The organism is Pseudomonas sp. MAG002Y (genome assembly GCF_019400845.1).
Classification (GTDB): Bacteria; Pseudomonadota; Gammaproteobacteria; order Pseudomonadales; family Pseudomonadaceae; genus Chryseomonas; species Chryseomonas luteola.
This window is the reverse complement of the sequence record NZ_WOEJ01000011.1, coordinates 63,881-86,086: the sequence shown is the minus strand read 5'-3', so window position 1 is coordinate 86,086 and position 22,206 is coordinate 63,881. Positions and strand designations below refer to the sequence as shown.

The 22,206-nt window shown below is 56.7% G+C and carries 26 protein-coding genes, 1 tRNA gene and 1 pseudogene; 10 read left to right on the top strand and 18 right to left on the bottom strand.

The genetic code is table 11. The annotated features are described in order from the left end of the window. Nucleotides 1–109: 109 nt before the first annotated feature. The 6 genes from GM154_RS16445 to GM154_RS16420 form a co-directional block, all read right to left on the bottom strand. Nucleotides 110–406 carry a cyd operon YbgE family protein gene (locus GM154_RS16445; RefSeq protein WP_010797544.1) on the bottom strand — a complete coding sequence of 99 codons (297 nt, stop codon included), beginning with the start codon at nucleotides 404–406 and terminating at the stop codon, nucleotides 110–112. Beyond that, nucleotides 403–513, bottom strand: coding sequence for a cytochrome bd-I oxidase subunit CydX (cydX, locus tag GM154_RS16440; protein WP_010797545.1), 111 nt, complete (start codon nucleotides 511–513; stop codon nucleotides 403–405). Before cydX ends, GM154_RS16445 begins: the two co-directional genes overlap by 4 nt. A 95-nt stretch (nucleotides 514–608) precedes the next feature. Then, complete coding sequence (gene cydB / locus GM154_RS16435; RefSeq protein ID WP_219652809.1) at nucleotides 609–1,751, bottom strand: cytochrome d ubiquinol oxidase subunit II; 1,143 nt, start codon at nucleotides 1,749–1,751, stop codon at nucleotides 609–611. A gap of 10 nt (nucleotides 1,752–1,761) precedes the next feature. Further along, nucleotides 1,762–3,369 (bottom strand): cytochrome ubiquinol oxidase subunit I, encoded by a 1,608-nt coding sequence (locus GM154_RS16430; RefSeq protein ID WP_219652808.1) that lies wholly within the window; start codon nucleotides 3,367–3,369, stop codon nucleotides 1,762–1,764. Continuing rightward, nucleotides 3,366–3,569 carry a cytochrome oxidase putative small subunit CydP gene (cydP, locus tag GM154_RS16425; RefSeq protein WP_010797548.1) on the bottom strand — a complete coding sequence of 68 codons (204 nt, stop codon included), beginning with the start codon at nucleotides 3,567–3,569 and terminating at the stop codon, nucleotides 3,366–3,368. The genes GM154_RS16430 and cydP overlap by 4 nt, the downstream gene beginning before the upstream one ends. A gap of 117 nt (nucleotides 3,570–3,686) precedes the next feature. Next, nucleotides 3,687–3,980, bottom strand: coding sequence for a metal-sensing transcriptional repressor (locus tag GM154_RS16420; RefSeq protein WP_033352800.1), 294 nt, complete (start codon nucleotides 3,978–3,980; stop codon nucleotides 3,687–3,689). 959 nt (nucleotides 3,981–4,939) lie between these two features. On the opposite strand from GM154_RS16420, the gene GM154_RS16415 reads away from it, so the two are divergent. From GM154_RS16415 to GM154_RS16400, 4 genes are all read left to right on the top strand, one after another. After that, complete coding sequence (locus GM154_RS16415) at nucleotides 4,940–6,169, top strand: GGDEF domain-containing protein (RefSeq protein ID WP_258019881.1); 1,230 nt, start codon at nucleotides 4,940–4,942, stop codon at nucleotides 6,167–6,169. 374 nt (nucleotides 6,170–6,543) lie between these two features. Further along, nucleotides 6,544–7,044 carry a UPF0158 family protein gene (locus GM154_RS16410; protein ID WP_074827676.1) on the top strand — a complete coding sequence of 167 codons (501 nt, stop codon included), beginning with the start codon at nucleotides 6,544–6,546 and terminating at the stop codon, nucleotides 7,042–7,044. Between the two features lie 198 nt (nucleotides 7,045–7,242). After that, entirely contained in the window at nucleotides 7,243–7,572 is a 330-nt protein-coding gene (locus GM154_RS16405; RefSeq protein ID WP_010797552.1) for a hypothetical protein, read from the top strand. 107 nt (nucleotides 7,573–7,679) lie between these two features. Then, nucleotides 7,680–8,048, top strand: a complete 369-nt coding sequence (locus tag GM154_RS16400; protein WP_219652806.1) for a DUF1475 family protein — start codon at nucleotides 7,680–7,682, stop codon at nucleotides 8,046–8,048. A gap of 10 nt (nucleotides 8,049–8,058) precedes the next feature. Here GM154_RS16400 and GM154_RS16395 read toward each other — a convergent pair. Continuing rightward, nucleotides 8,059–8,132 (bottom strand) — tRNA-Gly (locus tag GM154_RS16395). A gap of 174 nt (nucleotides 8,133–8,306) precedes the next feature. Here GM154_RS16395 and GM154_RS16390 point away from each other — a divergent pair. Beyond that, the gene (locus GM154_RS16390) at nucleotides 8,307–9,365 is read left to right on the top strand and encodes a M4 family metallopeptidase (RefSeq protein WP_010797554.1); all 1,059 of its coding nucleotides are present in this window, start codon (nucleotides 8,307–8,309) and stop codon (nucleotides 9,363–9,365) included. Nucleotides 9,366–9,375: 10 nt separating this feature from the next. Then, nucleotides 9,376–9,699 (top strand): protealysin inhibitor emfourin, encoded by a 324-nt coding sequence (locus GM154_RS16385; protein ID WP_010797555.1) that lies wholly within the window; start codon nucleotides 9,376–9,378, stop codon nucleotides 9,697–9,699. A 13-nt stretch (nucleotides 9,700–9,712) separates the two neighbouring features. On the opposite strand, the gene GM154_RS16380 is transcribed toward GM154_RS16385, so the two are convergent. The 3 genes from GM154_RS16380 to GM154_RS16370 form a co-directional block, all read right to left on the bottom strand. Then, a complete protein-coding gene (locus GM154_RS16380; protein WP_010797556.1) occupies nucleotides 9,713–10,699 on the bottom strand; it encodes an aldo/keto reductase in 987 nt (328 codons plus the stop codon). Between the two features lie 67 nt (nucleotides 10,700–10,766). Beyond that, nucleotides 10,767–11,468, bottom strand: coding sequence for a 16S rRNA pseudouridine(516) synthase (locus GM154_RS16375; RefSeq protein WP_019366592.1), 702 nt, complete (start codon nucleotides 11,466–11,468; stop codon nucleotides 10,767–10,769). Continuing rightward, nucleotides 11,468–11,689, bottom strand: a complete 222-nt coding sequence (locus GM154_RS16370) for a cysteine-rich CWC family protein (protein ID WP_010797558.1) — start codon at nucleotides 11,687–11,689, stop codon at nucleotides 11,468–11,470. The genes GM154_RS16375 and GM154_RS16370 overlap by 1 nt, the downstream gene beginning before the upstream one ends. 249 nt (nucleotides 11,690–11,938) lie before the next feature. Between GM154_RS16370 and GM154_RS16365 the strand changes: the two genes are divergently transcribed. Next, complete coding sequence (locus GM154_RS16365) at nucleotides 11,939–13,078, top strand: glycerophosphodiester phosphodiesterase (RefSeq protein ID WP_219652805.1); 1,140 nt, start codon at nucleotides 11,939–11,941, stop codon at nucleotides 13,076–13,078. A 208-nt stretch (nucleotides 13,079–13,286) separates the two neighbouring features. Beyond that, nucleotides 13,287–13,703: an NUDIX hydrolase gene (locus GM154_RS16360; RefSeq protein WP_219652804.1), complete on the top strand. Its 417-nt coding sequence runs from the start codon at nucleotides 13,287–13,289 to the stop codon at nucleotides 13,701–13,703. Between the two features lie 472 nt (nucleotides 13,704–14,175). On the opposite strand, the pseudogene GM154_RS16355 reads toward GM154_RS16360, so the two are convergent. Beyond that, nucleotides 14,176–14,454, bottom strand: a pseudogene (locus GM154_RS16355) (allophanate hydrolase); the annotation flags it as partial. Nucleotides 14,455–14,637: 183 nt separating this feature from the next. Between GM154_RS16355 and ung the strand changes: the two are divergent. Continuing rightward, the gene (gene ung, locus GM154_RS16350) at nucleotides 14,638–15,327 is read left to right on the top strand and encodes a uracil-DNA glycosylase (protein ID WP_219652803.1); all 690 of its coding nucleotides are present in this window, start codon (nucleotides 14,638–14,640) and stop codon (nucleotides 15,325–15,327) included. 42 nt (nucleotides 15,328–15,369) lie between these two features. On the opposite strand, the gene GM154_RS16345 is transcribed toward ung, so the two are convergent. From GM154_RS16345 to GM154_RS16330, 4 genes are read right to left on the bottom strand one after another with little or no spacing between them, the layout of a single operon-like run. Then, nucleotides 15,370–16,047, bottom strand: coding sequence for a DUF4197 domain-containing protein (locus tag GM154_RS16345; RefSeq protein WP_010797571.1), 678 nt, complete (start codon nucleotides 16,045–16,047; stop codon nucleotides 15,370–15,372). A 14-nt stretch (nucleotides 16,048–16,061) separates the two neighbouring features. Further along, the gene (locus GM154_RS16340) at nucleotides 16,062–16,547 is read right to left on the bottom strand and encodes a YbaY family lipoprotein (protein WP_219652802.1); all 486 of its coding nucleotides are present in this window, start codon (nucleotides 16,545–16,547) and stop codon (nucleotides 16,062–16,064) included. Between the two features lie 24 nt (nucleotides 16,548–16,571). Further along, on the bottom strand, nucleotides 16,572–19,073 hold the full coding sequence (gene plsB / locus GM154_RS16335) for a glycerol-3-phosphate 1-O-acyltransferase PlsB (protein ID WP_219652801.1): 2,502 nt from the start codon (nucleotides 19,071–19,073) through the stop codon (nucleotides 16,572–16,574). Between the two features lie 16 nt (nucleotides 19,074–19,089). Beyond that, on the bottom strand, nucleotides 19,090–19,398 hold the full coding sequence (locus GM154_RS16330; RefSeq protein WP_074827643.1) for a hypothetical protein: 309 nt from the start codon (nucleotides 19,396–19,398) through the stop codon (nucleotides 19,090–19,092). Nucleotides 19,399–19,472: 74 nt separating this feature from the next. On the opposite strand from GM154_RS16330, the gene GM154_RS16325 reads away from it, so the two are divergent. Then, nucleotides 19,473–19,682 (top strand): cold-shock protein, encoded by a 210-nt coding sequence (locus tag GM154_RS16325; RefSeq protein ID WP_010797575.1) that lies wholly within the window; start codon nucleotides 19,473–19,475, stop codon nucleotides 19,680–19,682. Nucleotides 19,683–19,738: 56 nt separating this feature from the next. Here the strand turns inward: GM154_RS16325 and GM154_RS16320 are convergent, their stop codons facing one another. From GM154_RS16320 to dapE, 3 genes are read right to left on the bottom strand one after another with little or no spacing between them, the layout of a single operon-like run. After that, the gene (locus GM154_RS16320) at nucleotides 19,739–20,119 is read right to left on the bottom strand and encodes a hypothetical protein (protein ID WP_219652800.1); all 381 of its coding nucleotides are present in this window, start codon (nucleotides 20,117–20,119) and stop codon (nucleotides 19,739–19,741) included. A gap of 20 nt (nucleotides 20,120–20,139) precedes the next feature. Continuing rightward, nucleotides 20,140–20,943 (bottom strand): putative RNA methyltransferase, encoded by an 804-nt coding sequence (locus GM154_RS16315; RefSeq protein WP_219652864.1) that lies wholly within the window; start codon nucleotides 20,941–20,943, stop codon nucleotides 20,140–20,142. Next, complete coding sequence (gene dapE, locus GM154_RS16310) at nucleotides 20,943–22,082, bottom strand: succinyl-diaminopimelate desuccinylase (RefSeq protein ID WP_219652799.1); 1,140 nt, start codon at nucleotides 22,080–22,082, stop codon at nucleotides 20,943–20,945. Before dapE ends, GM154_RS16315 begins: the two co-directional genes overlap by 1 nt. Nucleotides 22,083–22,206: the final 124 nt, after the last annotated feature.

Genomic DNA, 22,206 nt, shown 5'->3' with positions numbered 1-22,206 from the left:
TAAGGTATCCAGCAGAGCGGTTGAAAATTGCATCACGGCATCCAACCGACTCGCTTATGACCACCTGACCACAGGATGCCAGCCCTCAATCAGGCTGGCATCTCATACGTCAACCCATTCGGGCCTGTATCAGCAGGGCGTAGCCCAGCGCCATCAGCGTCCAGGCTAACAAAGGGCCAAAGGCCCACTTCCAGACTTTCGCCCGAGGGTCGAACCCTACGCCGTGCACAAAGCCGCCCGCCACGCCCCACATCACCAGCATAAGCATGCTATGGCTGTAGTGGCCTTCGGCATTCAGAAACGCAGTGGGATAGATGAGCAGCAACAGGCACAGTGGCGAGGCGAGGAGCAGGGAGAGTACCCTGAACCCTCCTCGCAGCAGCACCGGGCGGGCGTGGGTGATCACGGCTGGATCTCCTCGTCGAGATTTTCAGTCGCTTCGAGCCACAATGCATTCATGATGCCGAAGCCGCACGCCAGAGCGATACCGAGAACCCAGGTGAAATACCACATGATGATGACTCCTGAAGATATTTAGGGCCTGTCCGGCCGATCCCTGGGACTGTTCTGAGCCTCCTCAGGGTCGGCCGAACGACTAGACGAATGAATCAATAAAGGCCGTGGGGGTTGTCGTTGATATGCGCGGTAGTCACCTTGCCCCACATCTTCACGTAACCCCACAGGGTATAGGTCAGGATGATCGGGACAAAGATGCAGGCTGCTACCAGCATGATCCCCAGAGTCTTGTGACTGGAGACGGCATCCCACATGGTCAGGCTCGCCGCGGGATCAAAGCTCGACGGCATGATGAAGGGGAACAGTGCAAAGCCTGCGGTGCACAACGTACCCACAATGGCCAGGCTGGAGCCGAGGAAGGCTACCCAACTGCGGCCGGAAGTCGAGGAGAGCAGGGCCATCAGACCGCCGATGATGCCGATAGCCGGGGCCAGCTTGGTCATCGGATATTGGACGTAATTGGCCATCCAGCCGATGTTGGTTTGGGCGACTTCCTTTGTCAGCGGATTCAGCGCGGCGTTGGCGTCAAAGCTGGACAGCAGAGCGAAACCGTTGATGCCACCCATCCACAGCCAGACACCTGCCCCAATAAAGGTAGCAAGGAACGCCAGCGCCAGAATCTGCGAGGCGCGGCGGGCGCGTTGGCTGATAGCACCTTCGGTGCGCATCATCAGCCAGGTACCGCCATGCAGGGCCAGCATGGTAAAGCTGACGATACCGGCCAGCAGGCCGAAGGGGTTCAGCAGTTGCCAGAAGCTACCGTGATAAGAGGCACGCAACGTGTTATCCAGTTCAAGCGGTACGCCTTGCAGAAGGTTGCCAAAGGCCACACCAAACACGACCGAGGGCACGACTGCACCGGCGAACAGCCCCCAATCCCAGGCCTGACGCCATTGGGTATTTTCCAGCTTGCTGCGGTAGTCGAATCCCACCGGGCGTACAAAAAGTGCAAACAGCACTACCAGCATGGCCCAATAGAAACCTGAAAACGCGGCGGCATAAACCATCGGCCAGGCGGCGAACATCGCACCGCCTGCTGTGATCAGCCACACCTGGTTGCCGTCCCAGTGGGGCGCAATGGTGTTGATTACCACGCGCCGCTCGTTGTCGGTACGGCCAACGATGGGCATCAGAATCGCCGCACCCAGATCGAAGCCATCGGTCAGGGCAAAGCCAATAAGCAATACCCCCACCAGTACCCACCAGATCAGTTTAAGACTCTCGTAATCAAACATAAGGGTGTTCTCAGGCAATGATGGTTGGAGTCGCAGCCGCTTCCGGCGCCTGCGGCAGTTCGGTCTTTGCGCCTTTCTCAAAGTGGTAGCGACCGGTGTGCAGGCTGGACGGACCGAGGCGAGCGAAGCGGATCATCAGGTACATTTCGATCACCAGCAGGCCGCTGTAGAAGACGATCAAGGCGATCAGCGAGCCCCAGACATCACCTGTAGAGACGCTGGAAGCCGACAGGTGAGTAGGGAGCAGTTCGCCAATGGACCAGGGCTGACGACCGTTCTCGGCGACAAACCAGCCCGTCTGGCCGGCAATCCAGGGCAGCGGCAGGCTGAACAGGGCAAACTTGAGCAGCCAGGTCTTGGTGGCCTCGTTGCGGCGTGCCACGGCGTAGAAGGCACAGGCGAACAGGATCAGCATCAGGAAACCCGAGGCGACCATGATGCGGAAGCTCCAGAAGATGCCAGATACGTGCGGGATGGTGCTCTTGGCCGCTTCCTTGATCTGGGCATCGGTAGCCGATACCACATCAGGGGTGTATTTCTTTAGCAGCAGGCCATAGCCCAGGTCTTTTTTCACGTCGTTGAAGGCAGCGATGTTTTCAGGGGTCTTCTCACCGCCACGCAGTTTTTCCAGCAGACTATAGGCCACCATCCCGTTACGGATGCGGTCTTCATGCTGGTCGATCAGCTCATGAATGCCGGTCACCTGCTTGTCCAGCGAGCGGGTGGCGATAATGCCCATGACATAGGGAATCTTCACCGCATAGTCGGTGCGCATGGTTTCCTGATTCGGGAAGCCGAACAGGGTGAAGGAGGCCGGAGCTTCTTCGGTATGCCATTCGGCTTCGATGGCGGCCAGCTTGGCTTTCTGCACGTCACCCACTTCGTAGCCGGACTCGTCACCTAGCACGATCACAGACAGCACCGAGGCCAGGCCGAAGGCAGAGGCGATTGCAAAGGAGCGGCGCGCAAAGCCTACGTCACGCTTCTTCAGCAGGTAGTAACTGGAGATGGCCAGCACGAATACCGAGCCGGTCACATAGCCTGCCGCCACGGTATGCACGAACTTGACCTGCGCGACCGGGTTCAGCAGCAGGGCGCCAAAGTCGGTCAGCTCCATGCGCATGGTCTCGAAATTGAACTCGGCACCCACCGGGTTCTGCATCCAGCCGTTGGCGATTAGAATCCATAAGGCCGAGAGGTTAGAGCCCAAGGCTACCAGCCAGGTTACCGCCAGGTGCTGTTTCCTGGACAACCGCTCCCAACCAAAGAAGAACAGGCCGATAAAGGTCGATTCGAGGAAGAATGCCATAAGGCCTTCGATAGCCAGCGGTGCACCGAAGATATCGCCCACATAGTGGGAGTAGTACGCCCAGTTGGTGCCGAACTGAAATTCCATCGTCAGGCCGGTAGTGACCCCCAGGGCGAAATTGATCCCGAAGAGCTTGCCCCAGAACTTGGTCATATCCTTGTAGACCTGCTGGCCGGTCATGACGTAAACCGTTTCCATGATGGCCAGCAGGAAGGCCATGCCCAACGTCAGGGGAATGAAGATAAAGTGATACATCGCCGTCATGGCAAACTGCAGACGCGACAGGTCGACGACTTGTTCCGAGATCATCTCGGTGTCTCCTCAATTTTAAGCGAAGCGGGAGTGGCACCCAAAAGGCGTTGGCTCATTTCCACGGTGCCGTCCTTGGGAACGGTGGGCGCGTCGAACCAGAGGGCCTTGATGCCCATGAGCAGGGTCAGCTTGATCAGGAGAATCACGGCGATCTCCTTGGCCAAGCGGTGTTTAAGAAAGCTGAAGGGCGAGTTCATAGTCGATACTCCGTGGAGTATCGGCATTAGAGACGATGGCAGGGTGCTATCTATTGATCTGGCGCAATGAAATCAGAGTAGAAGCATCCCTCAAGGGATGGCAGTTTGCCGCAGGGGTCAGGTGTAGCGGATGAAAACCTCGCGAACCTTGGCCAGCGCCTCGGCACTGTCCTGATCGGGATCGCTCATGGCTTCTTCAATCAATGCTGTCAGCATCAGGCGATACGCTTTTTCCAACGCACTGCGTGAGGCAGAAAACTGCTGGGCCACCGACTCGAAGCGCTCTCCGCGTCGGATCATGGCCTGAAGGCCCCGAATCTGGCCTTCGATGCGGGCCAGCCGCTTGAGCATCACCTGCTGCGCGGTGGGGTGTTCGAGTAGATCATCATTCGCGGAAAGATTCGATTTCATGAAGCGCTCAGTAAACATAACGAGGCCACGCTCTTTGAAAGCTGTTATGCCATAGGGCGAGGCGGAAAAACGTAATCAAGATCATGGCTACTGCTTAAAGACACGTCTTATCCATTAATAAAGGAGGCGCCAAAGCGGCTGATAAGCAGCAGGGCTTCCGAGTTACCTCCAGATGGAAGGGCCCCAGGCCCATGAGAGCTGACGCTACAGTGGCTGGAGCCTCGCAAGGGTATGTCCGATGTAGCCTAGCAGGTGATGCCGGTGGCCCTTATCTAGGTAGCGGACTAATTCGCTTTCGATTGACTTGAGTCAATCGAGGTGACGGGCTGTGCTCTTCATGAAGCGGTGAGGTGTGTTTACTGCGGTTTACGGGGTATCCGTACCAAGGCGGCTTGAATGACATCAATCAGGTCGCGGCACATGAGCACAGCGGTTTACTCAAGGCAGAAGAGACTCGCTGTGCCGCACGCTTTGCAACACATGGCCACTAACCTTTCCGTGTTTATCCTTCTGTCGGATCAGGCCGCTGGTAGGCCTCTGAGTGCTGCCGATTTGATATTGAAGGCAACAGTTCATGAACGGTATTGATTGATTTGATTAGTAAATTTTCATTATAAATCAACCAATTAAAGTGTTTTCTTAATGGGGATTCAATTTAACGTTAAGGTTCTCAGCGAGACGGCCGTTACAATAAAGACGATTACAGATTATTGGCGTCAAGGTGTATGCTCCGCACGCATGCTTGATATCGAATGGCCATCGCTCCGCGTGATGAAGCAGCTGTTGGCTGTGCAAGGTGCAGACAGGATCGTGCAGGTCAGGCTGCCAGGGTAGGCCAGTAACCATTCATTATCCGATTTGTTTCATCGCGTGGCGGTGAACGTAGTTATCAGGATTTTCTTGTGCGGAACCGCTTCTCTCAAAGCCCGATTCATTTTGCGCCGCCCTTGTTTCTGGCAATGGTGGCGTGGCTGCTTAGCCTGTATTGGCCGGGCACGGCTTTCATGGCATCGCTGTTCAGCGTACTCCCAACGCTTCTGGTGTTGTTGGGAGGAGCCTTTTGTGTGGTCTATCAGCGGCAGAGCCAACTGTTTTCCCTGGTCACGCTTTACATTGCACACTTTTCATTATCGCTTCAGGTCAGCCATTATCAGCAGACCCATACGCTCAACCCTGAAACGCCCTTAGTCTTTCACCTTGCCACCGTCATGACTCCACTGCTGATTGGCGTCTACTGCGTCTGGCAGGTCAAGGCGCATCTGCTGCAGGACAGCATTGCCCGGCTGACGCTACTGATTGTGGCAACAGTCGTCCCGCTGGCACTGGGCCGTGTCTATCCCGAGGCGATGCTGCACGCGGTCGATACCATCTATTGGCCCATGCTGCACGGCGACTGGATGAAGCTGGCGCAGCTGGCCTACTTCACTTTTATCGTGGGGTTGGGACTTGTCATCACGCGATATGTTCTCTTGCCAAGGCCGCAGACGGCGGCGCCTATTGTGGCTATTGGCTGTCTGATGTGGATGTGGTCCAAGGTCTTTATCGAGCCCCAGATCCTGGATGTAATGATCAGCTTTGTTCAGCTCATCATCATCGGCTCGGTCATTCATGAAACCTTCTACATGGCCTTCCGAGACGAGTTGACCGGTATTCCGGGGCGCCGTGCGCTCAATGAGCGCTTGAGTCGCCTGGGCAACCAGTACGTCATTGCCATGGCGGACGTGGATCATTTCAAGAAATTCAACGACACCCACGGCCATGACGTCGGCGATCAGGTACTCAAGCTGGTCGCCAGTAAGATGCGCAAGGTCGGCGGTGGCGGCAGTGCGTATCGGTATGGCGGCGAGGAGTTTACGCTGCTTTTTCCAGGCAAGACGCTGGAAGAATGCCTGCCGCATCTGGAAGCTGTGCGGCGTAGCATCGAAGAGTACCCTTTGCGTATCAGGGACAAGCAGAGCCGCCCCCAGGATGACGAGCGGGGCAGGGAGCAACGTGGCTCCGGTGAGGCCAAGACTGTCTTTATCACAGTCAGTATGGGCGTCGCAGAGCGGGGCGTGGCGGCGCGCACCCCTGAAGAGGTCATCAAATGTGCGGATCAGGCACTGTATAAAGCCAAGGGCGCTGGCCGTAACAATGTCATGCCTTATGGGCAAGGCGTCCAGCCTGCTTCACGGGTCAGGCGGGCCTGACCTTGGCGCCGTGCAGGAAGAACTGCACAGCATGGTCGACAAGCCCGTCCAGTTCCTCTGAGGTAGATGAGGGGCTGCACCTAGAGCGGCGCGGCGCTGGGCGCCTGGAATTACCATACCGAGCAGCATAATCAACGCCTCCCTGGCATCCGGTACATGCCAGCGTCCCGCCTGGATACGTAGCGGTAACTACCATGTCAGCCGCAGGCGCTAATGCCTTGGAATGCCCACTCAGGGCACAGGTGCGCCTTACCGAGAAATGCTTCCCGCCGTAACCGTGAAAAGCCGCGGTATCTGCTTGTCCTATGTTGGGCACCCTCCGGTCATCCCTGGGTCATACCTGTATCGATAAGCCACAGTAAGTCAGTGCAGCCATGCGACCGATCACGATAAACCTCGAAGCGCTCAAATCAGTCCTCACCAGTGAGGCCCGACACGACCACGTACTCGATCTGGAAACCGGCAAGCTCCTGAATCTGACCGAGGATGACTTTGAAGCCGAAGAACTGCACGCCATCGAAACCCAGAAAGACCGCTACGTGCCCATCGAACCACTGGGCATCGCCGAGCGCGTAGCCATGCGCGAAGCCTTTTTGTTCGATCTTCATGACCCCCATGCACATCCGGTGCTCTCCCGCGCCTTGACCGACCGCAAGCCGCTGCGCACCTTTGACTACGAACTCAAGAACTTCCCAAAGGCCCAAAAGGCTTGGGAAGCCTATGAGGCTACTCAGGTCAGCCAATATGCCCTTATCTGGCTGCACGACCATGATCTGGAGCCCGTTTCAGAAGACTACGCTTCCCAGCCTGATGTTAAAGAAGGCGTGCCCGAAGGTATTCTGCGTCGCATGAACAAGAGCAACGTTCAAGAGTAGAGCGCTACCTGATAGCAGCAGGTGCCTGAATAGATGACTCAGGCACCTGCCTGGATACCTCTGATCCCCTCTACTGGCCCGCCCGTTCTGCACAAATAAATTTGATGAAGCTATCTAGCCAACCGAACTGTCATATGGGATAGATAGGATGGACAAAACATAACAAGAAAGTCATCTGTATAACGGGGGATGGAGACCATGCGTGGTTTAGTAGTAGTAAGTCTGATCACGTTACTGACAACCGGCTGCGTCATGAGCGGGCGCAACATTGACGAGCAACAGGTAGGGCAGATCGTCGAGGGCCAGACGACCCGCTCACAGCTCATCGCCATGTTTGGCGAGCCTCAATCCAAAATCCGCAAGTCGGGCTATGAGATGCTGTACTGGTCCTATTTCAATTCAGGCTTTCTCGCTGCCTCTGAACAATCCAAGGGCCTGCGCGTCCTGATCGATGAAGACGGTACGGTCAAGAAATACCAGGCAATCAACTCGAATACCAAGTCCGCACTGGCACAAAGCGATATCTAAGCGCATTCATACCATTTTCCTGTGCGTTGCTCAGTGGCAGCGCACGGGCAAACTCATGTCTTCTGCCTACAATCCTTACAGCAGGTATATATTTTTTGAGGGATGACATGCGGAAGGTAACGGCGCTAACGCTGCTGCTTGGGGTGGGATGGCTAGTGCTGGTCGCCATTACGCTTCGCGGTACTGTCGAGATGGGCTTAGTGACGGGCCTGTACACCTTTGTAGGCGACTTTGCTCATCCGTGGCGAGCGCAGTTCCACTCAGACCTGAGCCTGAACGTTTTTCTGATTGCCCTCTGGCTTCTCTATCGAGCCCGCTCCTGGCAGGTTGGTCTGCTATGGGGCTTGCTGGCACTCATGGCGGGCGCCTTGTTTACGCTGCCTTACGTAGTGATAGCAATGATTCGGGCGAAGGGGGATTGGCAAGTGCTGCTACTGGGAAGGCAAGCCAGGCTGTCAGCCCCGCTTGAATCATGAGGAAGCGAATTGGAGCGGGCGAAGGGAATCGAACCCTCGTCATGAGCTTGGGAAGCTCAGGTAATGCCATTATACGACGCCCGCTTCGGGAGGCGTCCTTTGTACCAGAAGCCGAGCCTTGGGTGAAGCCTCTTGATAAGGTTTTTGTGCGAGGGAGTCTAGGGCGGGTTTTGCGGTCTAACCCTGTGCCACGTAGAGTGGCGTGAGAGGGGTAGTGTTGTGCTGCTCCAACGCTGGCTGCTTAGGGAGGGCGTTCGTATGCCTCGCTTGGGTTCTGTTCAAGGTTTTATCCCCCCGTACATCCTCAGCCGTATCGTTGATCATGGTGATGAACGCCAGCGCTCCTGCGCGTTGGGTACGCTGAGTCATGTACGTACGCTTTTGCATAATCCAGGCCCGCCTGGTGTGCGTCAGGCACCGGTGAGTGAGCTGGAGCGTACCGATGATGAGCGTGCACAGCGCAGCATCTATGATGCAAAAAATGGTAACCAGTTGCCGGGTGTGCTGGTTCGCAAGGAAGGCCAGCCTGCCGTAAGCGACATTGCTGTAGATGAGGCTTATGACCATCTCGGCTCCACCTTCGATTTCTTCTATCAGGTGCTGGGCCGCAACTCCATCGATAACCGGGGCCTGCCGCTTTCGGGCACGGTGCATTACGGTCAGGACTATCAGAACGCCTTCTGGAATGGCGAGCAGATGGTATTCGGCGATGGGGACGGCGAGATCTTCAACCGCTTTACCATTTCGCTGGATGTCGTTGCCCATGAGCTTACCCACGGGGTGACGGAAAGTGAGGCGGGGCTGGTGTATTACAACCAGTCTGGCGCACTTAATGAGTCCGTGTCCGATGTCTTTGGGGTCTTGGTTAAGCAATACAGCCTGAAGCAGCGAGCCGAGGAGGCCAACTGGCTGATCGGGGAAGGGCTGTTGACCGAGAAGATCAATGGTCGTGGTCTGCGCTCGATGGCTGAGCCGGGTACGGCGTATGATGATCCGATGCTGGGCAAGGACCCGCAGCCTGGCCATATGCGTGACTTCATTGAAACGCGGGATGACAATGGCGGTGTGCACCTCAACTCGGGCATTCCAAATCGGGCATTCTATCTGGCGGCAACCGGGATCGGCGGATACGCATGGGAGACAGCGGGCCGCGTCTGGTACGACACCCTATGCGACAGCCGCTTGACCAACGATGCTGATTTTGCGGCCTTCGCTCGACTCACCGTTTCGAATGCCGGTCGCCGCTTCGGCGCAGAAGCGCGCGAGACCCAGGCAATTAACAAGGCCTGGGAAGACGTTGGGGTAGAGCTGACCTGAGGAGGTCATTATGAAAGAGCTACCGAAACTGGGACCGGATGCCTTGTTAAGGCTTTCTCGACAGGGCGGCTTTGCAGCGATCCATGCGCTGGCGCGCCCACGGGAGATCGATTTTTCCAGTTGTAATGAGGATGAGCGCGGACGAATCTGTTCCGTGCTCGAGCGTTCGCTGCCAGCCTCGGCGGAAAGCGTAGGGCGTGGCGATCAGCGGTATTACAAGATCGAGTTGCGCTTCAAGGACAAGCCCGACGAGATCACAATTACCGTTCCGGAAGACCGTGCACCCAACGAGCTGGTAAGGCTGTGGGATAAGGGCGACGCCAAGGTGCCCTGATCCCACTTCACGCCTAGTGTCTGGCCGTCTCGCCTGGCACCGGCGCATCAGGGGGCAGGACGCCCTGCTCCCGCAGTGTTGTCCAGAGTTCCTGCGGGATTGGTACCTGCATCAGTTCAACGTTTTCCCTGACCCGCTCAGGCTTGCTGGTGCCCGGGATCGTGGCGGCTACAGTAGGGTGTGCCATGCAGAATTGCAGGGCTGCAGCGCGCACGTCGACGGCGAACTGTTCGCAGACCCATTTGAGGTGCTTGGCTTTTTCCTTAATGGAGGAATCAGCCTCGGCATAGTTGTAGTTCTCGCCGCCCGCCAAAATACCCGAGTTGTACGGACCTCCTACAACAATACCTACGCCGCGCTCCAGGCACTGCGGGAACAAGGTGTCCAGCGCCTCGCGATGGTCCAGCAGTGAGTATCGACCCGCCAGCAGAAAGGCATCCGGGTCAGCCTGTTCCAAGGCAAGACGGCAAGGCTCGACCATGTTCACACCCAGCCCCCAGCCTTTGATGAGGCCTTCTTCGCGCATCCGGGTCAGTGCAACCGCTGCGCCTTTCATGGCCTGGTCAAAATACTCTCGCCATGTAGGGCCGAACTGGTCTTCGGATACATCATGGATCCAGACGATATCAATCCGGTCGGTTTTGAGGCGTTCGAGGCTGTCTTCAATGGAACGACGGGCACCGTCTGCGCTGTAGTCCAGAATGCGGCGGTAGGGGCGCTCGTTGACGAACGGGGCCGCATTCTCAGGCTGGTCGGCCTTTTGCAGCAGACGGCCAACCTTGGTGCAGAGGGTGTATTCATCCCGGGGTTTTTGACTGAGCACCTCGGCAAAGCGAATTTCCGACAGGCCGGCACCGTAATGGGGTGATGTATCGTACAGGCGTATACCGGCCTCCCAGGCCGCCTCAAGCGTGGCGGAGGCTTGTTCTTCGGTGAGCTCATGAAACATGTTACCCAGCGGGGCACCGCCAAAACCGAGGCGGGGAACGTGAATGCGCATACGGCTCTCCTGGCTGATGAATGATTCTTATGCCGACCGGAGTGCGCGACGAATGTTCCTCAGTGGTCTAGGCAGGGACGCCGCATGCGATTTCTGTAGCGGTAAGAGGGCGATATTCACCAGGTGCCAGGGCGGGGTCGAGCACAATGGGGCCGATCCGCTCCCGGTGCAGGTGCAAGACCTGATTTCTAAAGTGCCCGAACATGCGCTTGACCTGATGATAGCGGCCTTCGATGAGAGTAAGCCGCGCGCTGCGCTCGCTCAGGATATCCAGATGGGCGGGCAAGGTAGTAAGGTCTTCAAACTTGAAGTACAGCCCGGCGGCGAATGTGGAGACGTATTCCGGCAGGATTGGGTTGGCCGTCTCGACGTAATACACCTTGGGCAGCTTGCTGCCGGGCAGGGTCAGACGACGAGACCAGAGACCATCGTTGGTGATGAGCATGAGGCCTGATGTGTTCAGGTCCAGACGGCCGCTCAGGTGGAGATCATCCTTGTCCTGTTCGTTCAGCAGATCGATTACCGTGGGGTGATCCGGATGCTGCGTTGCGCTCACATACCCAACGGGTTTGTGCAGCATGAAGTAACGAGCAGCCTTGCCAGGTTGAAGCAGCTCGTCCAGCAACTCGACCCGATCGAAGAAGCGCACCTCGTAGCGACCATCACGCACAGGCACGCCATTGATCCGTACGTGTCCATGCGCTAAATGCATGCGTGCGTCCAGGCGGTTGAGGGTCGGTCGGTTACTGATGAAACGATCCAGGCGCATCAGCCGTTAGTATCCATTTCATGTTCTAAGGTAGCACTGGCGCAGCGGGCGCACAGGCAAGCCACGTTGCGAGCGTCTTCCGGCAAGGTCTCGAGTGCTTCGGGAGCGATACGAGTGTGGAAGCACCAGCAGTCAGTCACCGGTTGGCTGCAACCGAGCTGAGCACAGCCATTGGGTTGCCCGCAGCGAGGGCAGAGATGGGGTGGATAGGCTGTGTTCATGTCTGTCGCCTCGTGCGCCTGTAAGGGCGTACGGAAATCGAATGTAAATAGGGGGAGACCGTAATCGTACCCCGTGTGAGGCAGTACGGCTATGAAGACCAGCCGTATGGGCTACGCTTGCTTACGTTCTTTGACTGATGGCCCGCAAGGGTGGAGATAAGCGGTATCGTCACGTTAACGTCGTGTTCATGCCGCAGCATAGGCGTTGTGTATTCAAAATCCAAAAAGTCACAACAACGGGAGACACCGATGGATAGAGGTTTATGCAAGGGATTATTGGCAGGAGCGCTAATGGCGGCCATGGGGATGATGGGGCAGTCGGCTGGTGCCGCGAGCGAGCCGGCAGGCAAGGCGCTGAGCGAGAAGGCGGGCATTCCGTATCCGGCCGTGATTGCACACCGGGGGGCGTCCTATGATGCACCAGAGTCCACCGCGCCCGCGTATATGCTGGCCCGTGACTTGGGCGCCGACTATCTCGAACTGGACCTGCAGCGTACCCGTGATGGCGTCCTGATCGCCCTGCATGACGACAACCTCAAGCGCACCACTAACGTTGCGCAGCGCTTTCCGGACCGGGCGGATCAACCTGTCAGTAGCTTTACGCTGGAGGAGCTTAAAAGCTTGGATGCCGGAACCTGGTTCAATACGGCCCACCCGGATCGTGCGCGGCCCAGCTTTGCTGGCCAGAAAATTCTGACCCTGGATGAGGTGATCGATATTGCCGAAGGTGGACAGAACAAGCCGGGCCTATATATCGAGACAAAGCAGCCCAAACTGTTCCCAGGTATCGAAAAAGACCTGAAGGACAAGCTTCAGGCGCGCGGCTGGTTAAACAAGCCTGCCGAAAAACCGGCCGATACGCAGCATGTGCACGTGGCGTCCATGCCTGGACGTGTCGTGCTGCAAACGTTTGAGAAGAGCAGCATGGAGCTGTTACAGCAGGAAATGCCGCAGGTGCCCAAAGTGCTTCTGCTATGGCTGGGCGATGGCAGTATCGAGCCCAAGTCGAATGTGAGCTTTGCCGACTCGGGCGAAAAGGATAAGGCCGCCTATTATGCCAAGCAGGAGGTCAAATCCAAGGCTGAGTACGAACGCTGGCTAGATTGGGCGAAAGCGCATGGCGCATTGGGCGTAGGGCCTTCCTCAGCACTGACACATGGTGGTGATCAGAGTTATGCGGATCTGGTGAAGCCCTGGATGAATCAGATGGCTCATGAAAAAGGGCTGATCGTGCATCCATACACGGTGGACGAGGCCGTGGACTTCAAGAAAATCAGCGATGCGGGCGTAGATGGCTTCTTTACCAACCGCACTGCCGAGCTGTTGAAGTTTTACAACCGCCCTGCAAAGGACGGCACCGACACGATACTGAAGCGCCACGGTTATTGATAAACGCCCTTTAGCTTTATGATGGGTACCGCGTTGCTCCACCCACTCTAGAAGAGACCGGCTTGGACGTAGGAGGGGGACGCAGCGATACCCGTCATGTCGCCCCCCTTATCCGTACAACCGCCTATGCGCTCACCGCAATTCGATCACAACATGGATAAATTGGCAGGGTGGATCTGAAAAAGAGTCTGCCAACAGGAGAGCGGTAGTGAATGATTTTTCCGGGGCTAAACTTGCCTTGTTGTGTGGTGATCAACTCCTGACCTACAAGCGAGACGATAAAGACTCGATTCCCTTCCCGGGCTGCTGGGATTTTGCTGGCGGTGGTCGAGAGGGGAATGAAAGCCCAGTCGAGTGCGCGTTGCGAGAGTTAGATGAAGAGTTTTCCCTACAGCTGACCGAAGATCGGATCATTTGGGAAAGGCGCTACACGAGTTATACCCGTAAGCCTCTTGGCGCCTATTTCTTCGTCGGCGAACTAACCGCTGAAGAGGTCGAATCCATACGCTTTGGTGATGAGGGCCAGTATTGGCAGATGATGCCAATAGGGGAGTTTCTGTCCTTGCCGGACGCAGTACCTTATCTGCAAACACGGCTGCGCGACTACCTTGAGCAGATATCTTGAGATGAAATATCTGGTTACGTTGCTTAATGCCAGCTGAATGCCTGGGTGATTACACAGGACAGGGTTTCGCAGGGCGGTAATATGCCATTACGCACCGTTTTTTAGGGCGTGGAGGATACTGTTTTGCGGCGTCTATTCTTGGCGTTAGCGTTTGCTCTACCGTTAAACGGGTGTGTGGTCTACGGCGATAACCCTTACCGTCATACCACCACGACCTACTACCGCTCCTATACCCCCGTTTATGTAACACCGGCTGTTCCTGTTGGGCCGCCGCCTTCCGTCATTATCTATGACCGGCCCGTGACACGTTGGCGCTCGAATTTCTATTATGACCCACCACCGCCTCCGCCGCGGTTTCGCCCTGGTTGGGGCCCCGGTCCCGGCCCAGGCTATTGGCGTCATGGACCGAGACCGTACTGGGGGCCACCACCGAGACGGTGGTAAGCCCCGGCAGGCGATTAGCAAGCCCCTCCTATCGCTGGCTGGCCATATAAGCCCGCCAGCCACCGAAGTGGGTGATGTCCTTGGCGCCTTCCAACCCATAGGGCTCACAGATAAACCCGGTTTCCCAACTGCCATCAGCCAGCTGAACCTTGCCTAGGCCGAGCGGAGCGGGAATACCCATCAAAAACGAGCCCAGCTCGCGGCTGGGCAGTTCCCAGATCTCCACGGCAATGGCTCGACCACCTTCGGCTACACGAACCATGCTTAGGAGGAGGGGTGGGCTGTCAGTCAAGGCATAGAGCCTGTAAGAGATGTAAGGACGTCCATAAGCGCACCGTTTACCAGGGGTAGCTTTCTGCGCCCGCTGGAGGGCATTGCTTTGTGCTTCGCACGTTTGTGGGGCGGGAGCCTGCTGGCAGGAAATGGGATGAATGGTTGACAGAGCAGATCACCTTTCCTACGGTGCGCTCGATTGACATGAGGACATAACGTGGACGACGACCGCATCAAACTGGAACCGCAGTGGAAAGCCGCACTGCGTGATGAATTCGATGCTCCTTATATGAAGCAATTGGGTGAGTTCCTGCGCAGCGAAAAAGCGGCCGGCAAGGTGATCTATCCGCCAGGCCCCTTGATCTTCAATGCGTTGAACAGTACGCCGCTGGATCAGGTAAAGGTCGTCATCTTGGGGCAGGATCCCTATCACGGCCCAGGGCAGGCCCATGGCTTGTGCTTCTCCGTACAGCCCGGTGTCCCTGCACCGCCATCCTTGCAGAATATTTACAAGGAATTGAAGCGGGACCTGAATCTGCCCATTCCCAATCATGGCTATCTACAGCATTGGGCTGAGCAGGGCGTACTGTTGCTCAATACCTCGCTGACGGTAGAACAGGCCAAGGCCGGCTCCCATGCCAATGCCGGCTGGCAGCGTTTCACTGATCGTGTGATTCAGGTGGTCAGCGAGCAACGTAACCATCTGGTCTTTCTGCTGTGGGGTGCTCACGCACAGAGCAAGGAAAAGCTGATCGACACACAAAAGCATTTGATCCTGCGCTCACCCCATCCGTCACCGCTCTCTGCCCATCGAGGCTTTATCGGCAACGGCCATTTCAGCCGGACGAACAAGTTTCTGGAGCAGTCAGGCCTTAAGCCCATCGACTGGGCGTTGCCGCCTTTGTAAGGCATCGGGCCGGGTTATTCGATTACTCGGCCCGTTATATCCTCAAAGCGTACTGAACACTTTTTTGGCAATGTTGGTAGCGGCGGCGGCCGGGTTTTCCCGGAGTGCGCGTTCCTGGTCAGCGATTACGGTGAATAACCCATTAAGCGCCTGGTCCGTGACGTAGCTTTCAACGTTTGCACTCTTGGCGTCCACCGCGCCGAAGGCAGCAGCTTTGCCAGCCAGGGCGTTGTATTGCTGAGCCAAGCCTACCTTGTCCGTTGCCTGCTTGATGATGGGCATCAATTGAGCGCGAAGCTGGTCTCGGCTGGAGCGGTCCAGATACTGCGTGGCCGCATTATCCCCGCCGGTCAGAATACCCTTGGCATCCTGAACCGTCATACGTTTGACCGCATCGATCAGCAGGGCCTGCGCCTTTGGCACAGCGGCTTCGGCAGCCTGGTTCATGCTAGTTTCCAGCTGTTCTACCTGCGCACCCATACCGAACTGCTTGAGCAGGGCGGATGCTTTGCCCAGTTTTCCAGGCAGCTCAATACGGACTTCCGGGTTGTTGGTAAATCCTCCCGGTTTACCCAGTTGTTGAACCGCGATTTGCGCGCCCTGAGTCAGTGCGTCCTTCATGGCGCTGGCGGAATCTTGTTGGGAAAAGTCAGACAGACTCAAGGCAAAGGCGTTGACCGAGAGGGTTAAGGCCGCAAGCGTAAGCGCGAAACGTTTCATCTATATCCCTTGTATCAACGGACGGGGGTCAGCTTGATTTCAACCGGCTGGTCGTTAGTGTCATTGAGTTGCACCGGTATTGCCTTTGGCGTCAGGAACAGCGGGCGGCCACCCAGCAATACGCGAGCGCTGATGGCATAGCGCTGACCAGCCTTGACCTTTGATGGATCGTAGTCCAGACGGAAAGGGATAGGCGTTTCCTGTTTCACGAAAACGGTACGTTGTGCGAGGCGCCCTGAGGGCGTATCGCCCGTGGCCGCATTGTGCAGACTGACAGTCAGCTTGGCGGTAGGCGGCAAGGGTTCGGACTGTTCGAAATAGGCATCACCTTCCAGGCTACGTTTGGCCGGTGAAGGCGTACCGGGTTGCGGCATGATGACCGGAGGTTTGCTCGTGCTGGGAGTCGTAGGGGTAGGGCCAGGTTCGGAAACTGGGCGCAGCCCGCCGCTACAGGCCGTAAGCAACAGGCTGGTCAGACTTAACAGAACAATCTTGCGCATGACATAAGGTCTCTTCTGAATGGGTCAATCGGGCATCGGAACTGAGGGCGGAATGCTGGGTTCATCGGGCCGTTCCAATGCCACGTGTCGAATCGACAAGCGTATTTCGGCTGGCAGCATTCGCTTACCAGCTTCTTCGGCCAGCTCGCCCAGCAGTTCATGGTGGCCAAGCTTGCCTTCGGCGTTCTTGTGCAGCACGCCTTCTTTCAATAACGTTTCGATAAAATGCCGGAACAGGCTTTTGTCAAAGAATTCCGGTGCGTTCAGTCCATGCAGGATGGAAAGTCGCCGTGCCATGACGGTACACAATTCCTCCAGCTCGCTGGCTGTTAGTTTACCCTGGCCCTGGTTGAGCAGTAGGGCAATGGCCATGTAATAACGCTGTAGCGTTTGCTGAATGCTGCGGGCCAGCAGTGCCAGACGTACAAACTGCCGTGAGCTGGGAGGCGGGCGTTTGAAGGTCTCGTCCTCTTGTTGAAGCAGGTCATACTCCACTAGCGCTGCCAGCCACTGATCAATCATGGCGGGCAGCTCGTCGCGGTCCCAGCGGATGAACAGTTCGGCTTGTAAATAAGGGTATAGCGCCAGGGTAAACCGGTGAATCTGCTCTCGGCTCATGCGAGGCGTGTTCTGGAAGAAACTGGCCAGTAATGCCGGTAATGCAAAAATATGCAGGATGTTATTGCGATAGTAGGTCATCAGGATGGCATTCTGCTCATCGAGATAGAGTATACGGCCCAGCGCATCCTGTTGCTCGGCCAGCAGGTTCAGACTCTTCACGTAGTCCACCTGCGCTTGTCCGTCACCCTCGGGCAGGGTTGCAGAGGGCGAGTAGGGAACCTTTCGCAAAAGCCCCAGGTAAAGGTCTAGTACGCCAACCAAAGCGCGCTCATCCATCGCCTGTCGATGGGTGGATAGCATGATCAATGCCACCAGATTAACGGGGTTGATGGCTGCCGCATCGTTGATCCTGCGAGCCACCACCTCACCCAGGCAGTGAGTCAGCGTGCTGAACCACTCAGGGCGGGCATCATGATCAAAGGAGAGATTACGCCAGCCTTCCTGGCGCTGGTCCAGAAACTGCGGCAGGCTCAGGGGCTCGCCAAAATTGACCCACACCTGACCGAAGCGCTTGCGCAAGGCCCCTACGGCCTTGAACACATCAAAGATAGATTCCTTCTTCTTGGCCGCTCCCCGTAACTCGCCCAGGTAAGTGCGGCCTTCAAAGACCCGCTCGTAGCCAATGTACACTGGCACGAATACCAGCGGACGACGGGAGTCCCGCAAAAAGCTGCGCAGGGTAATGGCCAGCATGCCGGTGCGTGGCTGCAGCATCCGTCCCGTTCGCGAGCGACCGCCTTCTACAAAGTATTCGGTCGAGAAGCCCCGGGAAAACAGGGTGTGCATGTATTCATTGAAGACAGCGGTATAGAGCGCATTGCCCTTGAAGCTGCGGCGCATGAAGAAGGCACCGCCACGGCGCAAAATATTTCCCACGACGGGCATGTTCAGGTTGATACCTGCTGCGATGTGTGGAGGCGTCAGTCCATTGTGAAATAACAGGTAGGATAGAAGCAGATAGTCCATGTGGCTGCGGTGGCAGGGCACATAAACGATCTCGTTGCCCTGCGCCGCATTCTGGACGCGCTCGATATGGTTGACCCGCAGACCCTCATAGAGCTTGTTCCAGAACCAGGTCAAGATGACTTCAAGGCAGCGTACCACCGGATACGAGAAGTCCGAGGCTATTTCCTGGGCATACTCCAAAGCCTGCTGCTCGGCTTGTGCATGAGATGTGTTCCCATGCCTGGCTTCATGTTCGATTGCCTCACGAACCTGGGGGGCCTGGATCAGGCTTTTGACCAGATTGCGCCGGTGGGAGATATCAGGGCCGATAACCGCTGTTTTCAGATTACGGAAGTGCACTCTCAGGATACGCAGCACCATGCGCTGAGTGCGCTCCTGCCCTTTGTTCTGGGCGACAAGCCGGCTCAAATGGATAGGCTCGGAAAACAACACCCGTGTCATACGGCCCAGGAAAAGGATACGTGCCAGTTTGCGTAGCCGGCCTGTAATGACCCAGTTATCCGTCCAGAGCAGTTTCCATAGGCTCGTTTCACGGTCAGGCGACTGCCCCCAGAACACGCTGACAGGTACGATCTGGGCATCTTCGACTGTGCTTTGGCCAACAGCTTCAAGCAGTCGGGTAAGGCAGGGTGGAACGTTACGCCTGGTAGGACGACCCAGCCAGTCAGGTGAGGGCGTTGTATAGATATAGGCATTCGGTTCGACCACATCCCCAATCGTTACGGGTGTTACCGGGCGGGGCAGGCCATTTTTGATGCATTCGGCATCCAGGACGGCCAGATCGCTTAGCGAATGCTCCTGCAAGACATAGATCACCGGCTTGCTGCGGTCGAGCTTGAGGGTTACCGCTGACTGATTGATGGTCTGCGAGCGAACCCAGGTGTACAGCAGGCGTTTGAAGGCGGCAAACAGCATGCGGCGAAAAGGGGAGCGATTCATGACATGTACCTGAAATTCAAGCGAGCAGTGTGCCGTAATGGCCCGATGGCGCAAAGCCCACGATCATCAGACTGAAACACTCGTCAGCAAAACTAAAGAGGCTCAGGCACTGCTTGATTGGCGCTCTTTTTTTGACATTTCGATTACGCAATTTGTTGTTATAAAGCACGAATTTTGTGCTTTCAGCCACGATTAATACGTAATTAGCACCAAAAAAGAGCATAAAACATTTTAGTGATAAAACCTGTTGCAATTGCCTGGAAACTTTTGCTTTATACGCCGGTACGGCGGAAACGAGCATCAGTTGTTTGGCCTGGAAGGCCATGAGGATGACTCGGATCGGCTGGGGAGCTGTCCTGCAAGGGCACAGATAATAATTGCGAAGCTTGGAGAGTGGTAATGGCTGAACGTGAGACCGGAACCGTCAAGTGGTTCAATGACGCCAAAGGTTATGGATTCATTCAACGTGAGAGTGGCCCGGATGTGTTTGTTCATTACCGCGCCATCCGTGGCGAGGGGCATCGCTCGTTGATTGAAGGCCAAAAGGTGGAGTTTTCTGTGATTCAGGGCCAGAAAGGTCTACAGGCCGAAGACGTCTCCAAGCTTTGAATCCTGAAAAAAGCCCGTCAGTTGAGCTGACGGGCTTTTTTATTACTGGCAAATCTTCAGGTTCGCCAGATGATTTCTTCTATGCCGGCTGAGGTGACTTTTATCCAGCGATCGGCATCCTCCTCGCCCTGTTCCTCTTCCCAGCTCCCAGGGGCGCACCGTACCTGGATATCCAGTGCGGCAGCGGCTGCCTTGGCGCAGGCCAGATCGTCTTCCCAGGGGGTTGCATCGCTTTCCAGCAGAAGGCTGTTCCATTTGCCGACAGCTTTGGGTAGCCAGGTTACTGGAATCACGGTGCCCTGGTAGTCGACCGTACACTTGTAGGTTTGCCCCTGCTGGCGCCACTCGCTGCAGGTACCCAGCGCCTGGCTCAGCCACTCGGTAATGGCAGGCTGGTCGGCATCCTTGAGGTAGATTTCAATGTCTGGCTGGCGCATGGTTAATCTCGATAGGGCTTTCAGGTCCGGGTAATCCAATCGTAGCGTACGGCAACGGTGACCTCGAAGGGTTCAGCCAGTACGCGTTCGCGACGCTCGGCATTAACACGCCAACCATGGGGTGTCATGGATAGCAGATCGGCTCGGGCTTCGCGAGTTTCCAGGCTGAGGCGAAAATTCAAGGTTTCACTGTCGGCCAATGTCAGCGCCGAAGGCAAGCCCTGCAGGTGCTTGGCCTCGTCGTAATCACGTACATCATCGTACAGCCGCTGGCGCAGTTCGATCAGATGATCACGCGCCGGACCAAGGCGCAGTATGCCGCCGCCGGGCGTCAGCAAGCGTACGGCTTCAGCCCAGTCAATCGGACTGAATACGCTGGTCAGGAGCTGGCAGCTTGTGTTGGGCAAGGGAATGCGGGCCATGCTGGCAACCAGCCAGTTCACCCGCGGCGCCCGGCGACTCGCCCTGCGTACCGCCTCACGGGAGATGTCCAGCGCGTAACCATCGCTCTGTGGCAGTGCTTCTGCTAGACGCGTGGTATAAAAACCTTCGCCGCAACCAATATCGACCCAGCGAGCCGGTGCTTTTTCCTGTGCCAGTTCCGCCAGACGCTGCGCCAGCGGAGCATAGTGGCCAGCATCGAGAAAGCGGCGACGCGCCTCAACCATCTCGGCATTGTCGCCAGGGTCACGGCTTTTCTTGTGCTGTACAGGCAGCAGGTTCAAATAGCCCTGGCGTGCACGGTCAAAACGGTGGCCTTGCTCACAGATAACACCTTGTTGTGCCTCGGTCAGCTGGGCCGAGCAGAGGGGGCAGATCAACATCATGCCAGCAGCCTTACCAGGGTCTGGTAGTACACCTCGGTCAACAAATCCAGATCACTGGCCAATACTCGTTCATTGACCTGATGGATCGTAGCGTTAACAGGCCCGACTTCAACCACCTGTGTGCCAAGCGTGGCAATAAAGCGACCATCCGAGGTCCCGCCGCTGGTAGAGGCTTCTGTTGTAAGACCGGTAACCGCCTGGATGCTCGAGGCGATAGCGTCCAGCAATTCGCCAGGCTCGGTGATGAAGGGCAGGCCCGAAAGAGACCAGTCAATGTGCCAGTCAAGGTTATGCTTGTTCAGGATAGCCTCAATGCGCGCCTTGAGTCCCTCTTCGGTCGACTCGGTCGAAAAGCGGAAGTTGAACAGGGCATTCAGCTCGCCCGGGATTACATTATTTGCGCCTGTGCCCGAGTTCAGGTTGGAGATCTGGAACGTGGTGGGCGGGAAAAAGTCATTACCGGCATCCCACTGTTCAGCGGCAAGTTCTGCCAGCGCGGCTGCGGCCAGATGAATGGGGTTGCGAGCCAGATGAGGGTAGGCCACGTGGCCTTGCTTGCCACGAATCGTCAACTTGCCGTTGAGCGAACCGCGGCGACCGTTCTTGACGACGTCGCCCAGAAGCGTCGTACTGGAAGGCTCGCCTACAATGCACCAGTCCAGGCGTTCATTGCGTGCACGCAGACGCTCGACCACCGCGCGTGTCCCGTGCAGGGCAGGCCCTTCTTCATCACTGGTAATCAGAAAGGCAATGGCGCCTCGATGGTTGGGATGATCGGCTACGAAGCGTTCGACCGCGATGATCATGCTGGCCAGGCTGCCTTTCATGTCCGCTGCGCCACGCCCCAAGAGCATGCCGTCTGCGTCGACCTGAGCATCGAAGGGGCCTTGTTGCCAGGCCTCGACCGGCCCGGTCGGCACAACGTCGGTATGCCCGGCGAAGCACAACACCGGACCTTCGCCTCCCCGGCGTGCCCAGAAATTATCGACGTTTTCGATACGCATGGGCTCGAGCGCAAAACCTGCTGCTTCAAGCCGCGTCATCATCAGGGCTTGGCAGCCCTCGTCGACCGGTGTGACGGAGGGGCAGCGGATGAGCTCGCAGGCAAGCTCGAGCGTCGGGGTAAGGGTCGTCATGGATGAATCCTGAAGCAGCAAGGGCACGAAAAGTTGTCCATGGTAAAGCAAAACGCCATAAGGAGCGTCGCTCTTCGGTGATCAACAATGCCGTGGCATGTCTTTATACTGTTAGCTCGTTGAG

Bases quoted from the DNA above. Each gene is read 5' to 3' on its own strand.
- cydX (WP_010797545.1), bottom strand. From the start codon at position 513: ATGTGGTATTTCACCTGGGTTCTCGGTATCGCTCTGGCGTGCGGCTTC.
- cydB (WP_219652809.1), bottom strand. From the start codon at position 1,751: ATGTTTGATTACGAGAGTCTTAAACTGATCTGGTGGGTACTGGTGGGG.
- GM154_RS16430 (WP_219652808.1), bottom strand. From the start codon at position 3,369: ATGATCTCGGAACAAGTCGTCGACCTGTCGCGTCTGCAGTTTGCCATG.
- cydP (WP_010797548.1), bottom strand. From the start codon at position 3,569: ATGAACTCGCCCTTCAGCTTTCTTAAACACCGCTTGGCCAAGGAGATC.
- GM154_RS16420 (WP_033352800.1), bottom strand. From the start codon at position 3,980: ATGAAATCGAATCTTTCCGCGAATGATGATCTACTCGAACACCCCACC.
- GM154_RS16415 (WP_258019881.1), top strand. From the start codon at position 4,940: ATGGTGGCGTGGCTGCTTAGCCTGTATTGGCCGGGCACGGCTTTCATG.
- GM154_RS16410 (WP_074827676.1), top strand. From the start codon at position 6,544: ATGCGACCGATCACGATAAACCTCGAAGCGCTCAAATCAGTCCTCACC.
- GM154_RS16405 (WP_010797552.1), top strand. From the start codon at position 7,243: ATGCGTGGTTTAGTAGTAGTAAGTCTGATCACGTTACTGACAACCGGC.
- GM154_RS16400 (WP_219652806.1), top strand. From the start codon at position 7,680: ATGCGGAAGGTAACGGCGCTAACGCTGCTGCTTGGGGTGGGATGGCTA.
- GM154_RS16390 (WP_010797554.1), top strand. From the start codon at position 8,307: ATGCCTCGCTTGGGTTCTGTTCAAGGTTTTATCCCCCCGTACATCCTC.
- GM154_RS16385 (WP_010797555.1), top strand. From the start codon at position 9,376: ATGAAAGAGCTACCGAAACTGGGACCGGATGCCTTGTTAAGGCTTTCT.
- GM154_RS16380 (WP_010797556.1), bottom strand. From the start codon at position 10,699: ATGCGCATTCACGTTCCCCGCCTCGGTTTTGGCGGTGCCCCGCTGGGT.
- GM154_RS16375 (WP_019366592.1), bottom strand. From the start codon at position 11,468: ATGCGCCTGGATCGTTTCATCAGTAACCGACCGACCCTCAACCGCCTG.
- GM154_RS16370 (WP_010797558.1), bottom strand. From the start codon at position 11,689: ATGAACACAGCCTATCCACCCCATCTCTGCCCTCGCTGCGGGCAACCC.
- GM154_RS16365 (WP_219652805.1), top strand. From the start codon at position 11,939: ATGGATAGAGGTTTATGCAAGGGATTATTGGCAGGAGCGCTAATGGCG.
- GM154_RS16345 (WP_010797571.1), bottom strand. From the start codon at position 16,047: ATGAAACGTTTCGCGCTTACGCTTGCGGCCTTAACCCTCTCGGTCAAC.
- GM154_RS16340 (WP_219652802.1), bottom strand. From the start codon at position 16,547: ATGCGCAAGATTGTTCTGTTAAGTCTGACCAGCCTGTTGCTTACGGCC.
- plsB (WP_219652801.1), bottom strand. From the start codon at position 19,073: ATGAATCGCTCCCCTTTTCGCCGCATGCTGTTTGCCGCCTTCAAACGC.
- GM154_RS16330 (WP_074827643.1), bottom strand. From the start codon at position 19,398: ATGGCCTTCCAGGCCAAACAACTGATGCTCGTTTCCGCCGTACCGGCG.
- GM154_RS16325 (WP_010797575.1), top strand. From the start codon at position 19,473: ATGGCTGAACGTGAGACCGGAACCGTCAAGTGGTTCAATGACGCCAAA.
- GM154_RS16320 (WP_219652800.1), bottom strand. From the start codon at position 20,119: ATGCGCCAGCCAGACATTGAAATCTACCTCAAGGATGCCGACCAGCCT.
- GM154_RS16315 (WP_219652864.1), bottom strand. From the start codon at position 20,943: ATGTTGATCTGCCCCCTCTGCTCGGCCCAGCTGACCGAGGCACAACAA.
- dapE (WP_219652799.1), bottom strand. From the start codon at position 22,082: ATGACGACCCTTACCCCGACGCTCGAGCTTGCCTGCGAGCTCATCCGC.